Genomic DNA, 13739 nt, shown 5'->3' with positions numbered 1-13739 from the left:
TAATCAGAATTTGAAATAGGAATTTCCTATTTCAAATTCTTTAGTTTTTATTTTGTCTAAATTTTGACATTAGATTTTTTGCTAATTTTTTCGCATCAAAATCGTTATAAGCTTTTTTCACATCTTTTTCTAAAGTATTTAGCTCTTTTTTGATTTTTTCATTTAGTTCTGAGTTTTGGAATTTGATTAGTTTTATATTTAGTAATTGTTTATTTTCTCTTACTAATCTTGCAAATTTTGCGAAGTTATTATCTAGCTTATTGTTTAAAATATTTTCTAATGCCTTGCCTGAAGCATCATTATTAAGATTTTGCTTAATCATTGCAATAAAATCACGCTCAAGGCTAAGTAATGATAATTTCATATTATCAAGTTCATTATCACTTAGGCTTACTTCTAAGTCTTTTTTAAGTCTTTCAAGTATCGCAAAAATTCCTTCTAAAAGCCCGTTTAAAACTCCAGTTAAAAGCTCTTCAGCATAGCTTTGCCACTCGTTTGCAAGTTCAATTGCAGCTTTTAAAATAAGTTCAGCAGCATTTATAATCTTATCTTTATTAAATTTAGCATATTCAAGAACATTAATTAACATAAAATTGCTTATTAAAAAGCATCTTTCTTCTATCATAACGCTATTTTCAAGCACATTGATGAAAGCATTTTGAGCTGTTTCATAAAGTATTTGCAATGAATTTGCTTCATTTAGCATTAATTCTTCAAGGTATTCTTTTTGAATATCGTTTAAATCTAATTTGCTAAGCTCGTTAAAGCTTGATTTTGCTATATCATAAAGCTCGTTTTCTTTTTGCTTTATAGCTTTTCTAATGTTTTCTAATTCATTTGTAAGATTATAGATTTCTTGCTCTTTTATAGACATTTTTGCTCTTAAAAGTGCTTTTAAAACTATGTTTTTATTTTCATTACTAAGTGCTTGTAATTGCTCTAATTCATTGCAGTATTGCTTATATAATTTAGAGATTAGCTCTTCATCATTTGATTTTAAAAACTCTGATTTTGCTTTTTCTTTAATTTCATTAAATAGTATGTTTTTCATAATTATCCTTATAAAACAAATTTAGAATGTTTTTTTAGCATAGAAAATAACTCAAGTCTATAAGCTTCATTAGGCACTTCTAAGCTTATGTTATAGCTTTTATAATTATCGGTTGATTTTGAATTCTCTATTTTTGCATTTTCTATTTTTAATTCTTTAACTAATTCGTTTATATCCTTATCTTTGTCTAAGATTACTTTATAACTCCAATTGCAAGGATATTCAATCTTTAAATCAGCTTTAATTTCTTCTAAATTGACCACTTTTGCCTCCGTCTTTTTCAAGTAATTTTATATCATCAATAACCATTGTTTTATCAATAGCCTTAACCATATCATAAATAGTTAATAAGCCAACGCTAACAGCATTTAGAGCTTCCATTTCAACACCAGTTTTTCCTTCAGTAACAACCACAACGCTTACTTTAAAAGCAAATTCGTTATCAACGGGAGTTATATCAACATCAACCTTGCTAATAGGCAGTGGATGACACATAGGGATTAAATTTGATGTTTGTTTTGCTGCTAGAACCGCTGCTACAATTGCAGTATTTATCACAGCACCTTTTTTAGCATTTCCGTTTAAAACTGCATTAAATGCTTCTTCGTTCATTGTGATTTTACCACTTGCTAAAGCTCTTCTTTTTGTGATATTTTTATCACTTACATCTACCATTGTTGGATTATTTTGTTCGTTTATGTGAGTAAGTTGCATTTTTTTCCTTTATTTTTCTATGGATTTTAACAAATAATATAAATAAAATGGTATATTAGCAGTTTTTGAACTTATTTAAGGATATCCAAATGGCTTATGATGATGAAGAATTTTTTGACGAAGACGAATTAGACGGCTTTAGCGAATATGATGATTTTGATGAAGAATTCTTAGATGATGAAGACGAGTTTAGTGACTTTGATGATGAATTTGATGAAGATGAATTAAGCAGTCTTGATGAATACAATATCTATGATGAAGATATGTATGATGATGACGATTATAGTTTTGATGAGGAATGATGCAAAACGACAATCAAAAAGTAGAATTTATACAAGAACTTTACGAAACTTATGAAGATATAAAAAATAGAAATATTACTCTAAAAAGAATATATGTTATTTTGATATTAACTATTATCATAGTTTTTGGCTTTTTAGGTGTTGCTATGCTATTTGCTAAGGAGTTTTTTATATCTTCGCTTTATATAATATGCACGCTATTATTTTATTTATTGCTACTAAATAGGAAGAAAAAATCAATAGCAAGGTATCTTGATTGGTATAGTTTTTTAGGCGGAAGCCTAACTATTCTTATTGCTATTATTTGTAATATTTATTTATATTCTTTAGCTGGTGGTTCGCAATTGTATTTATTGCTATTAGCCACTTTAATTTACATAATTTTTATTGATGATAGTAAAAAAAGAATTATAGTTGCAAATATAATTTATGTTGTTTTATTAACTGCTTTTGTATCACTTGTTTTACTTGATAGCTTAGTATGGCATAGCGAAGTTAAAGAAAATATTTTTGGCAATATGCTTTTTGGTATGTCAGTTGTTGTTGTGTTTTTTGGCATTGTTTTTGCAGCAAATGTTGTTGGATTAAAATCAATTGAAGATATAGAAAAATTATCAAATAATCAAAATAAAATAAAAGCAAAAACACAAGAAGACAATAAGTATAATGTAATAGAAAAAAAGGATTTCACTCAAGAAATTTTACAAAGACAATTAGCACAATATGATAATATCAATGTTTGTATATTTGAAATGTCTTTTACTCAAAAAGATAAAAGTGCATATTTTAAAATGGACTACTATTATCAAAACAAACTAATGAATGAATTGCTTAGTTTATTAAGGGTATATTATCCAGAGTTTGATAAAAACAAAAAGCCTAGCACAACAATGCTAATTAAATGGGATTTAAACTCTATTATTTTAATTGGCGAAGAAGAAAGCAATAGTTTTTATTTTACACTTGAATCAATTAGTAAAGATTTTGATAATATGGTAAGAAGAAAAAAAGATAGCTTTGATGTATATTTAAAAATAGTTGCGAAATACTATAAGCATTTAAATACAAATAAACGCCCTAAAATATTATTAGAAAAAATCAACGAAGTAATTAAATTAAAATACGAAACTAGAACAATGGGTAAAGAATATATCTTATATAAAAGCGGCATAGGCGAGCAAAATCAAAAGGCGTTATAGTGGTAAAATACGAGATTTTAATTGTAGTAAATAGTGTTTTTATATTTTTAGCTAGATTTGTAAGCGGAGTTGTATTTTCTTATTATGATTATTTAGATTGTTTTTATTGGTGTTTTGCTACTTCTATATTTTATTTAGGCTTTATAATTTCTGTTTTTATAGGAAGAGGTTTTCAAAAAAGCTTTAATCAAAAAAATTATTTTTTTAATAATTATAAAAAACTATTAAACAAAAAGCGTTCTTTTAGGGCGTATTTATTTAAAAAAATAACAAGAGTTGATTTTATAAAAATTAGGCATTTTGCTTGGTATTTATTTCAAATGGAAATTATTGCAACTACTGCTTATATATCTTATAAAGTAGGTTGGGGTTGGGGATTTGATTTATATATACTTTTGGTTGCATCGTTTTTTTATCTAAATCTTAGAAAATATAGTCCCGCAATATATTTATTTCCTTTAGCTTATTTTATAATTTATTTAACTATTTATTTTTTAAGCACTAAGAGTAATTATCAAGATGGACAAGTTATTATTTATATAATTAATGTTATTTTTACTATTAGTTCTATTTTTTATTCTCAAGTTATTATGGAACTTGGAAGAGTTATTAGATATGTAAATGATGAAAATAGAAAATCACATTTAAAAAGACTAACAAGCTTTGATACTTTAACAGATACATATCATAAATATTCTTTCTTAGAAATAATGAACGCAAAATTAGATCATAATTCTAATGAAGATGTTATAACTCAAGCAAGCACTATAATTATAGAAATTAGCAACCTAAGAAAAATAAATGAAGAATTTACAACAGAGCTTGGAAACGAAGTTTTGAAAGAATTTGCATATATTCTTAGAAAACATAGTGAAAACTATGAAAAATATATCGCTAGATGGAGCGGTAATGAGTTTTTAGTATTTATTGCAAATGAAGATGAGGTTGTTGTAAGAAACTATATTGAAGAAATCAAGCAAGATGCTATGAGAAATCGTTTTGGTGTAAAAGGAGCTAAAGTTCAAGTTGTTTTTGGCTTATCTCATACGGTTTCTTTTGATTATCAAATCAATAAATTTATAAATGAAGCTTATGAAGAATTAGCAAATAATAGAGAAAAATTAAATTATGAAAAAGGAGAATTATGAACAAGCGTTTAAGTAAAGAGCAAGTAAAAACTCTAGCCCTAAGCTCACTTGGTGGGACTTTGGAGTTTTATGACTTTATTATTTTTGTATTTTTTGCGAGTTATTTTTCGCATCATTTCTTTCCATCTACACTTAGCCCGTTTTGGCAAGAGTTAAACACTTATGGAGCATTTGCAGCTGCATATTTAGCAAGACCTTTAGGCGGGGTTGTAATGGCTCACTTTGGAGATAAGTTCGGTAGAAAAAATATGTTTATGCTAAGTATTTTACTAATGGTAATTCCTACTTTTGCACTTGCAGTTATTCCTACTTATGAAACGATAGGATATGGTGCGCCAATAGCGTTATTATTAGTAAGAATATTTCAAGGAATGGCAATAGGTGGAGAATTACCAGGTGCTTGGGTATTTGTAAGAGAGCATAGCGAAGATAACAAAAAAGGCTTATTTATAGGCTTATTAACTTCAAGCGTTGTTGGTGGAATCTTACTTGGTTGTTTGGTTGCACTTATTATGCAACTTAATTTTACTACTGAAGAGCTAAAAGACTGGGGATGGAGAGTTCCATTTGCTTTAGGTGGTATTTTTGGAATAATTTCACTATATCTTAGACGCTATTTAAATGAAACTCCTGTGTTTAAAGAAATGCAAAAAAGTGATTCTTTAGTAAAACTTCCTATTAAAGATGTTATAGAAAATCATAGATTTGGAATATTTATTTCTATTTTAGTTACTTGGGTTTTAACTGCTTGTGTGGTTGTGTTTTTATTAATTGCTCCAAATTTCGTAAAAGCTGTTATGAAATTAGACCCTGTTGATAATACCTTTCTTCAAATGTACGGAATACTTGCTATGATGATAGGTTGTGTTCTTACTGGATTTCTAAGCGATAAATTTGGCATTAGTAGAATATGTAAGATATTTGCAATTCTTTGGGGAGTGTTTGGAGCCTTGTATTTTTATGAGCTCTACATTGCAAAAGATTTAACACTTTTAATAGTATTTTATTTATTAGCAACTCTTAGTGCTGGTATTATGAACTTTACACCTTTAATTATGGTTGAGATTTTCCCTGCAAAAATTCGTTATAGTGGAATTAGCTTTAGCTATAACTTAGCTTATGCTATTGCAGGTTTTATTACGCCTATTTTGTTGCCATTTTTAAACAAGGTTGCAATTAGTGAAAACCCACCATTTTTATATCAAATAGGTGGCGGAGCTTATATAATTCTTGTTGCTTTTGTTGCATTTATTACGGCTTGTTTAGTATCAAAAAGAATGTAGAATTTGAATTAGGAATTTAAAATGAGATTTTTGTTTTTAATATTGTTTTCAGTGTTTTTAAATGCTGCTGATACAAGTGTTAGCAATATGCACTTGTATGGCGTTTTGACACTTTTACCGCCTTTAATGGCAATTATTTTAGCCTTTATTACTCGTGAAGTAATTTTGTCTTTATTTATAGGTGTTTTTACAGGAACTTTTCTTCTAGCTTTTGCTAATTTTTATACAGCAAATGTTGTAAATGATACTTATACATTTACTTATAATAATCCATCTTTTATGGATTGGGTAAATCTATTTTTAGCATCGTTTTCAAACATAGTAAAGCATTTGCTTGATGCTATGATAGATAGCGATGATGCAGGAGTAATTTTACAAGTATTTTGTATAGGTGGTGTGGTTGCATTAATTACTAAAATGGGTGGAATTAATGCAGTAGCACTTGCACTTACTCGCTTTGTAAAAGGTCCTGTTTCAGCTCAAGTTAGCACTTGGCTAATAGGCTTATGTATATTCTTTGATGATTATGCAAATAGTTTAACCGTTGGTCCTATTATGAGACCAATTGCTGATAAGTTTAAAATCTCTCGTGAAAAGCTAAGCTTCATACTAGATAGCACAGCTGCACCTGTTGCAGGAATTGCTATAATTTCTACTTGGATAGGTATTGAAGTAGGGCTTATAAAAACAGCCTACACTTTAGTTGGAATTAATGATGTAAATGCTTTTGGCGTATTTATGCAGACAATTCCTTATAGATTTTATAATATTTTTATGCTAATTTTCGTGGTTTTAACTGCTGTTCAGCAAAGAGAATTTGGCTCAATGTATATTGCTGAAAAGAATGCTCGTGCAGGAATAGTAAGTGAAGCTGCGCTTGATGTTGGAGCTGAGTTAGAGCGTGAGCTTAAACCTCGTGAAGGAATAGAGCACAAAATTAGCGATGCTTTAATTCCTATTCTAACTCTTATTATTACAGCTTTAACAAGCTTTTATTTTAGTGGTTTAAATGCTATTATTGATGATCCTGATAAGGCTGATATTTTAAGTAAGATTGAAGAAAATTATTTAAGCTTTTATGCGATAAGAACAACCTTAGGTGAAGCAAATTCAAGCCTTGCATTATTTCAAGCTGCATTATTTGCTAGTGTTGTAGCAGTTATTTTAGGTCTAGTTCGCAAAAAGATAAATCATAAAGAAGCAGTTGAGACATGGTTGCATGGTTGGAAGAGTATGATATTTACAATTGCAATGCTACTTTTTGCATGGAGCTTAGCTGCTATTGTAAAAGAATTAGGAACTCACAAATACATAGTGCAATTATTATCAGGCTCAACTCCGCATGTTTTACTTCCAAGTATGATTTTCTTAATCGGCTCTGCAATGAGCTTTGCAATAGGCACAAGCTATGGAACAATGGGTATTTTAATGCCTTTAGCAATCCCACTAGCACACGCAGTAGGACTTGAATCGGGTATGAGTGGCAACGAACTTCATGAATATATGGTAATAAATATTTCTTGTGTTCTAACAGGTGCTATTTTTGGAAATCATTGCTCACCTATTGCTGATACCGTAATTTTAAGTGCAATGAGTGCAAAGTGTGAATTAAGTGCGCATGTTAAAACTCAAATGCCTTATGCGCTTTTAGTGTGTGCAATTAGCGTTATTTTTGGCTATATTCCTGTAAGTTTTGGTCTAAATGTATATTTAACAATTATTTTAGGTGTAGTTATGATGAGCTTAGCACTTCGCTTAATAGGAAAAAAAGTTGAATAAATTTGAATTAGTTTGCAAGGAATTTAATATTCCTTGCGAAAAAATTTATGAAAATGGTTTAAGAACTAGAGTTAATTTTGCTTTATATAAAGATAATGGCAAAATCTCTTATGCTATGTTTAAAGATAAGTGCAAAATCACTGATTTTGATACTTCTTTTATATGCGATGAGATAAGAGATTTTATGCCTAAATTACTTGAGAATTTAGATGAAGCTTTAAAGGATAAATTATTTGAAATTAGATTTTTTAAAAGTTTTTATACTCTAAATGTTTTGCTTTTATATCATAAAGATATAAAAGAATTCAAAATCGGAAATTACTACGAAAAACTTAGCAAATTAACTAAATTAAAGCTAAATATCATAATGCAATCAAGAAAGCAAAGAATTGCTTATCCAAACGATATTTTAGAGCATTTTAGCAATGGTATTAAATATGAGTTTAACGATGAGTGTTTTATACAGCCAAGTCTTTTAATGAATGAAAAAATGCTTGAGTTTGCAATCTCTTGCGCAAAAGTTAAGCCTAATGCTGATTTATTAGAACTTTATTGTGGTTATGGTAATTTTACTTTAGCACTTGCTCCTTATTTTAAAAAAGTTTTCGCAACCGAACTTAGCAAAAAAAATGTAGAATTTTTAAATACAAATTGCAAAATAAATAATACTAATAATATTTACACAGCAAGGCTAAAAGATAGCGAAGTAAAAGATGCTTTTAATAAGGTAAGAGCTTTTAATAGATTAAAGCATATTAATTTAGATGATTTTTGCTTTTCGCATATTTTAATAGACCCTCCTAGATGTGGTTTAGGCGAGTGTGTAGAATTAGTAAAAAACTATGATAATATAATTTATATTTCATGTAATCCATTAACAGCTAAAATTGATTTAGAAAAATTATGTAAAACTCATGAATTAAAAAGGTTTGTATTGTTTGACCAATTCATTAATTCGGAGCATTTAGAGTGTGGATTTTACCTAGAAAGGATAAAAGATGATAGAGCTTAGCAAAATATATGCTGCTAAAGAAAAAGTTTATGATGTAGCGATAAAAACGCCTTTTAATTATTCAAGATTTTTATCAAATGACAAATATAGCATTTATTTAAAATGTGAAAATCTTCAAACAATAGGAGCTTATAAAATAAGGGGCGCTTATAATAAACTTGCAAACTTAAGTGATGAGCAAAAAAAATTAGGAGTAGTTGCAGCAAGTGCAGGAAACCACGCTCAAGGAGTAGCATTTTCTGCTTCAAAGTTTGGAATAAAAGCTTATATCGTAATGCCTGAATCAACACCAGTTAATAAAGTAAGTAGCACAGCAAACTTAGGTGCTGAAGTTATTTTAAAGGGTGATAATTTTGATGAAGCATACGCTTATGCAAAAGAGCTAGAAAAGACTAAAAATCTAACCTTTATTCATCCATTTGCAGACCCATTCGTAATGGCAGGACAAGGAACTATATTTTTAGAACTAATTGAAGAATTAAATAATATTTCTTATATCATCGTGCCTATTGGTGGTGGCGGGCTTATTAGTGGAATTGTAAGTGCAGCAAAACAAATAAATCCAAACATTAAAGTAATAGGCGTTCAAAGTAAGGGCGCAAGCGCTATGCTAAATAGCTTTAATGAAGGTAAAATCATCAACTCAAGCAAGGTAAAAACAATAGCTGATGGTATTGCCGTAAGAGATGTTAATGAAGATTGCTTTAATATAATTAAGCAAAATGTAGATGATATAGTAATGGTTAGCGATGAAGAAATTGCTAATGCGGTTTTATTTTTATTAGAACAGCATAAACAAGTTGTAGAAGGTGCAGGAGCTGCTAGCGTAGCTGCTATAATGCACGGCAAAATCCCTAATTTAAGTGGCAATGTAGTATGTATTTTAAGTGGTGGAAATATAGATGTAACAATGCTAAATAATATCATTGAAAAAGGTCTAGTAAAAAGTTATAGAAAAATGCAAATATGCGTAACTTTAATTGATAAAGCAGGTGCATTGCTTGATTTAACTAAGGCCTTAAAAGATGCAGAAGCTAATATTATTAAGGTTGATTATGATAGATTTGGGGCTGATTTTGGTGATGCAAATATTACAATTACGCTAGAGACTAAAGGTAAGGCTCATCAAGAACAAGTTTGTAAAGTTTTAAGCGAACAAGGATTTATTTATAAGGAGATAAGATGAAAAAGTTTTTAATAGAAATAACTTGCGAAGAATTACCGGCTATTCCTTTTTTAAAAGAAGAGCCAAATATTAAAAATAAATTAGAAACTATTTTAAATGCGAATAATATTGTTTTTAGTGATTTAGAGTTTTTATATACTCCAAGACGCTTTTTATTCACTTTTAAAGCCAAAGAATTTTCAAAAGATAGTCAAACAGAGCTAATCGGTGCTCCTAAAGAAGTAGCCTATAAAGATGGAAAATTAAGCAAAGCTGGTGAGAGCTTTTTGGCTAAAGCAAATATTAGCGAAAGCGAATTAGAGTTTAAAGAAATTAAAGGAAAACTTTGTTTGTATGCTCTAAAAACTGAAGCAGGAAAGCATATAAAAGAATTAATAAACGATATTTTAGAAAGCTTTATAACAAGTCTTAATTTTGGTAAAAGTATGCGTTGGGGAGCAAATACTTTTAGCTTTATTCGTCCTATTACTGGGCTATGTGTTATGATGGATGATGAATTAATTAATGCGAAGTTATTTAATCAAGAATCTTGCAAGAGTACTTTCGTTCATAGAAATGTAAGTATGCAAAAAGTTGCTTTTAATACTCAAGAAGAGTATTTTAAAACTTTAAAAGAAGGCAGAGTTATTCTAAATCCTAAAGATAGATTAGAAATAATTCTAAGCGAGATAAGAAACATTGAAAAATTATGGAATTTAAAAGCGGAAATTGATGAAGAATTATTAGCAGAAGTTGTAGCTATTACTGAATATCCATCAGCGCTTTTAGGTAGTTTTGATAAAGAATTTTTACAAGTTGCACCTGAAGTAATTATTACATCAATGAAAGAAAACCAACGCTATTTTGCTGTATATAAAGATAATTCTTTAAGTAATAATTTTATAACAATTACAAACTCATTTAATCCTGACCTTGAAACTATTAAAAAAGGTAATGAAAAGGTTTTAAGAGCAAGACTTAGTGATGCATTATTCTTTTGGGAAAATGACTTAAAAGTAGGTTTAGAGCCTGAGAGTTTAGCAAATACAATTTATATGCAAGAATTAGGAACGCTAAAAGATAAGCAAGCAAGAGAGCTAAGCATTGCTTTAAGACTTGCAAAGATATTTGGATATGAAAACGAAAAAAATGTAAAAGATGCAATCAATCTTAGCAAGGCTGATTTAAGAACTCAAATGGTAGGAGAATTCCCAGAACTTCAAGGGATTGTAGGCTCATATTATGCTGCTAATATGGGATATTCTAGCGAAGTTTGCACAGCGATTAAAGAGCAATATTTATATGATGAATTGCCAAGCACAAAGCTTAGCAAAATTATCATCCTTGCAACAAGACTTGATACCTTAATGGGGCTTTTTAGTATCAATAAACTTCCAAGTGGTAATAAAGACCCTTATGCATTAAGAAGAGCGGCTTTAAGCATTATTAAAATTTTAATTGATTTAGGCGTTAAATTTAATCTTTTAGATTTATTAGGCGAGTTTAAAGGACTTTATAAAGCTTATGATATTTCAAAATTAATTAGCTTTATTAATGATAGATTTTCGGCTTTATATCCTGTGAATTCATCTTATATTAAAGCAGTTTTAAATGCTAATAATACTGATATAGTAACGATTGATGAAAACATTAATGCTTTAATTACTTTATCAAAAGATAAAGATTATGAGAGCAAAATCTCAACATTTAAAAGACTTGCAAACATTATTAAAGATAGCAAAGACTTATATTGTGATGAAAGCAAGTTAAGTAATGAATATGAAAGAAAATTACATAAAGCCTATAAAGATATTAGCTTTAGCGAAAATGTTAGCGATAATTTAGCTGCGATTTTTGCACTTAAGCCTATTATTGATGAGTTTTTTGATAATGTTATGATTAATGTTGATGATTTAGAGATTAAAAACAATCGTTTAGCTTTAGTTTATAGCATTTATAAGCATATTGCAAGTATTGCTGATTTAAAAGAAGTAAGTTTTGAAAACAATATTTAAAAACTATAAAGCTGCAAGTTTTAGAGCAAAAACTAGCAGCTTTAAACCTATTAAAAACATTGATTATATAGATATTAAAGAGCTTTTATTTTTAGATAAAGAATTTAATATCTTAAAAGATAATATGAATAACTTTTTAAATGAATCATTATATCAGCATTGTTTATTAGCAGGGGCTAAAGGCTGTGGAAAATCAAGCTTAATAAAGGCTATTTTTAATGAATTTAGTAATAGTGATTTAAGAATAGTTGAGGTTTTTAAAGAAGACTTGAATGATTTAAGATATATTATTGATGATTTAAGCGAGCTTGAGTATAAATTTGTAATATTTTTAGATGATATAAGTTTTGAGATAAACGATGATAGTTTTAAGGCTTTAAAACCTATTTTAGATGGCGGATTAGAAAGACTTAGTAATAATATTATGTTTATTCTAAGTTCAAATTATAAAAATCTTTTAAAATCAAATAATTTAAATTATCAAGATGCAGATTTTAACGATGAAAGCGATGATAGGTTTGCATTAAAAGAACGCTTTGGAATATGGCTTAATTTTTATTCAATTTCACAAGAGCAGTATTTAAGTATAGTAAAATCATTTTTTAAAGATGAATATAACGATGAAATAAGAGCAAAGGCTTTAGAATTTGCAAATCTTAAAGCTGCTAGAAATGGTCGTATTGCTAAGCAATTTTATGAAATTTATAGGAAGTAAAATGATAAATGGAGCTAGTATTTTTAAAGCATTATTAAAAAATAATTTAGTAAGACCAATAGAACTACAAAATTATGATGATTTTCATAAATTTTTAGCAATAATTTTAAGCACAAATAAGATAGAAAAAGTTTTTGCAAATCTTGAAATTCCTATTTCAAATTCCATTGAAAAATTAGCCGAAATTGATGTAAAAGAATTAGCAATATTAATTAAACCAAGTGGCTTTTATAATACAAAGGCAAAAAAACTAAATGATTTAGCAAAGGCTATTATAAAAGACTTTTCAAGCTTTGATGAATTTATGCAAAATGCAAATTTTGAATGGTTTTTAAAAATTAAAGGTGTAGGTTTTGATACGGCTTTAATGCTTAATAATTTTCTTTTAAAAAAGCCTAGTTTAGTAATAAATGCAAATGCAAAAAAGCTTTTAAATATTTTAGATTTTACATTTGAAAGCTATGAAGAAGCAAGTGAGATTTTAAGCGAAGGCTTAGATGATGAGTATTTTTATAAAGCCTTAAATACCGATAATTTAGCTGATATTTATATGAGTTTTTCAGCTAGCATTGATAATCTTATGCAAGAACATTATAAAAATAAAGATTTTGATGAATTAGGCAAAAAAGTTTTAAAGGAGCTAAGATGAATATAAGCGATTTTAAAATAGTTGATTTTAAAGAATCTAATTTCATAAAGCCACTTCGTGCAAGTTATGTGATAAATACTCATAAGGTTGATTGGGATTTTATAAAATCTTTTGATTGTGTTAGCATAATGCTTTATCATAAAGCTAAAGATAGCTTTATATTTGTAAAACAATTTAGAGCACCGCTTTATTATCACGAAAATTGTGCTAATTTAGAAAATGGCTTTTCAATTGAGCTTTGTAGCGGAATAATTGATAAAGACAAAAGCTTAGAAGAAATTGCTTTAGATGAATGTATTGAAGAGCTAGGATTTAAGCCAAAAAAATTAATTTATATTGATAAATTTTATACAGGATTTGGCAGTGGAGTGAGTGCTCAGCATTTGTTTTTTGCAGAAGTTAGCGATGATGATATAGTAGGAGTTGGCGGCGGCGTTGATAATGGCGAGTTTATAGAAAGCGTTTGGGTAAGACTTAGTGAATATGATAGCTTTTTTGCTAACAATAAAAGAAGTGCTTTAATTGATTTTGCTAATTTATGGTTTAGACATATTTATAAAAAATAATTATTCAAATTCCTAATTCAAATTCCATAAAAATTATTCAAGAATTTGAATTAGGCTTTTAATTCATACAATTTAGAATTATTAAAATCAAACTAATAATATATTAATAAAAATCAAAATAGTTACCTTTAGTAACATTTA

The 13739-nt window shown here is 28.3% G+C and carries 14 protein-coding genes; 11 read left to right on the top strand and 3 right to left on the bottom strand.

The features are described 5' to 3' along the window. Positions 1–40 precede the first annotated feature (40 nt). Genes AVANS14531_RS02820 through moaC form a run of 3 tightly spaced genes read right to left on the bottom strand, consistent with a single transcriptional unit; the run spans position 41 to position 1765 of the window. Positions 41–1051, bottom strand: coding sequence for a hypothetical protein (locus AVANS14531_RS02820; RefSeq protein ID WP_336611260.1), 1011 nt, complete (start codon positions 1049–1051; stop codon positions 41–43). An 8-nt stretch (positions 1052–1059) separates the two neighbouring features. Then, positions 1060–1314, bottom strand: a complete 255-nt coding sequence (locus tag AVANS14531_RS02815; protein WP_239817888.1) for an HP0495 family protein — start codon at positions 1312–1314, stop codon at positions 1060–1062. Then, positions 1292–1765 (bottom strand): cyclic pyranopterin monophosphate synthase MoaC, encoded by a 474-nt coding sequence (gene moaC, locus AVANS14531_RS02810; RefSeq protein WP_239817889.1) that lies wholly within the window; start codon positions 1763–1765, stop codon positions 1292–1294. The genes AVANS14531_RS02815 and moaC overlap by 23 nt, the downstream gene beginning before the upstream one ends. Before the next feature lie 89 nt (positions 1766–1854). Here moaC and AVANS14531_RS02805 point away from each other — a divergent pair, with 89 nt between their 5' ends. The 11 genes from AVANS14531_RS02805 to AVANS14531_RS02755 are packed head-to-tail and all read left to right on the top strand — an operon-like array spanning position 1855 to position 13598. Continuing rightward, complete coding sequence (locus AVANS14531_RS02805; protein WP_336611259.1) at positions 1855–2067, top strand: hypothetical protein; 213 nt, start codon at positions 1855–1857, stop codon at positions 2065–2067. Then, positions 2067–3266 carry a hypothetical protein gene (locus tag AVANS14531_RS02800; protein ID WP_239817891.1) on the top strand — a complete coding sequence of 400 codons (1200 nt, stop codon included), beginning with the start codon at positions 2067–2069 and terminating at the stop codon, positions 3264–3266. The genes AVANS14531_RS02805 and AVANS14531_RS02800 overlap by 1 nt, the downstream gene beginning before the upstream one ends. Beyond that, complete coding sequence (locus AVANS14531_RS02795; RefSeq protein ID WP_336611258.1) at positions 3266–4414, top strand: GGDEF domain-containing protein; 1149 nt, start codon at positions 3266–3268, stop codon at positions 4412–4414. Before AVANS14531_RS02800 ends, AVANS14531_RS02795 begins: the two co-directional genes overlap by 1 nt. Continuing rightward, positions 4411–5697 carry an MFS transporter gene (locus tag AVANS14531_RS02790; RefSeq protein WP_336611257.1) on the top strand — a complete coding sequence of 429 codons (1287 nt, stop codon included), beginning with the start codon at positions 4411–4413 and terminating at the stop codon, positions 5695–5697. Before AVANS14531_RS02795 ends, AVANS14531_RS02790 begins: the two co-directional genes overlap by 4 nt. A 21-nt stretch (positions 5698–5718) precedes the next feature. Beyond that, a complete protein-coding gene (locus AVANS14531_RS02785; RefSeq protein WP_336611256.1) occupies positions 5719–7476 on the top strand; it encodes a Na+/H+ antiporter NhaC family protein in 1758 nt (585 codons plus the stop codon). Next, positions 7469–8488: a tRNA (uridine(54)-C5)-methyltransferase TrmA gene (locus AVANS14531_RS02780; RefSeq protein WP_336611255.1), complete on the top strand. Its 1020-nt coding sequence runs from the start codon at positions 7469–7471 to the stop codon at positions 8486–8488. Before AVANS14531_RS02785 ends, AVANS14531_RS02780 begins: the two co-directional genes overlap by 8 nt. Next, entirely contained in the window at positions 8475–9674 is a 1200-nt protein-coding gene (gene ilvA / locus AVANS14531_RS02775) for a threonine ammonia-lyase (protein ID WP_239817896.1), read from the top strand. The genes AVANS14531_RS02780 and ilvA overlap by 14 nt, the downstream gene beginning before the upstream one ends. Further along, positions 9671–11668: a glycine--tRNA ligase subunit beta gene (glyS, locus tag AVANS14531_RS02770; protein WP_336611254.1), complete on the top strand. Its 1998-nt coding sequence runs from the start codon at positions 9671–9673 to the stop codon at positions 11666–11668. Before ilvA ends, glyS begins: the two co-directional genes overlap by 4 nt. After that, a complete protein-coding gene (locus tag AVANS14531_RS02765) occupies positions 11652–12383 on the top strand; it encodes a DUF815 domain-containing protein (RefSeq protein ID WP_336611253.1) in 732 nt (243 codons plus the stop codon). The genes glyS and AVANS14531_RS02765 overlap by 17 nt, the downstream gene beginning before the upstream one ends. Beyond that, complete coding sequence (locus AVANS14531_RS02760) at positions 12364–13032, top strand: hypothetical protein (protein WP_336611252.1); 669 nt, start codon at positions 12364–12366, stop codon at positions 13030–13032. Before AVANS14531_RS02765 ends, AVANS14531_RS02760 begins: the two co-directional genes overlap by 20 nt. Beyond that, the gene (locus AVANS14531_RS02755) at positions 13029–13598 is read left to right on the top strand and encodes an NUDIX hydrolase (protein WP_336611251.1); all 570 of its coding nucleotides are present in this window, start codon (positions 13029–13031) and stop codon (positions 13596–13598) included. The genes AVANS14531_RS02760 and AVANS14531_RS02755 overlap by 4 nt, the downstream gene beginning before the upstream one ends. Positions 13599–13739: the final 141 nt, after the last annotated feature.

It is taken from the genome of Campylobacter sp. Cr9 (assembly GCF_020138295.1).
GTDB lineage: Bacteria > Campylobacterota > Campylobacteria > Campylobacterales > Campylobacteraceae > Campylobacter_E.
Note: the sequence above shows the minus strand (reverse complement) of the source record. Positions and strands in the feature narration are given on the sequence as shown.

Excerpts from the sequence above, each read along its gene's own strand:
- AVANS14531_RS02800 (WP_239817891.1), top strand. The coding sequence starts at position 2,067 with ATGCAAAACGACAATCAAAAAGTAGAATTTATACAAGAACTTTACGAA.
- AVANS14531_RS02820 (WP_336611260.1), bottom strand. The coding sequence starts at position 1,051 with ATGAAAAACATACTATTTAATGAAATTAAAGAAAAAGCAAAATCAGAG.
- moaC (WP_239817889.1), bottom strand. The coding sequence starts at position 1,765 with ATGCAACTTACTCACATAAACGAACAAAATAATCCAACAATGGTAGAT.
- AVANS14531_RS02805 (WP_336611259.1), top strand. The coding sequence starts at position 1,855 with ATGGCTTATGATGATGAAGAATTTTTTGACGAAGACGAATTAGACGGC.
- AVANS14531_RS02790 (WP_336611257.1), top strand. The coding sequence starts at position 4,411 with ATGAACAAGCGTTTAAGTAAAGAGCAAGTAAAAACTCTAGCCCTAAGC.
- ilvA (WP_239817896.1), top strand. The coding sequence starts at position 8,475 with ATGATAGAGCTTAGCAAAATATATGCTGCTAAAGAAAAAGTTTATGAT.
- AVANS14531_RS02760 (WP_336611252.1), top strand. The coding sequence starts at position 12,364 with ATGAAATTTATAGGAAGTAAAATGATAAATGGAGCTAGTATTTTTAAA.
- AVANS14531_RS02755 (WP_336611251.1), top strand. The coding sequence starts at position 13,029 with ATGAATATAAGCGATTTTAAAATAGTTGATTTTAAAGAATCTAATTTC.
- AVANS14531_RS02785 (WP_336611256.1), top strand. The coding sequence starts at position 5,719 with ATGAGATTTTTGTTTTTAATATTGTTTTCAGTGTTTTTAAATGCTGCT.
- glyS (WP_336611254.1), top strand. The coding sequence starts at position 9,671 with ATGAAAAAGTTTTTAATAGAAATAACTTGCGAAGAATTACCGGCTATT.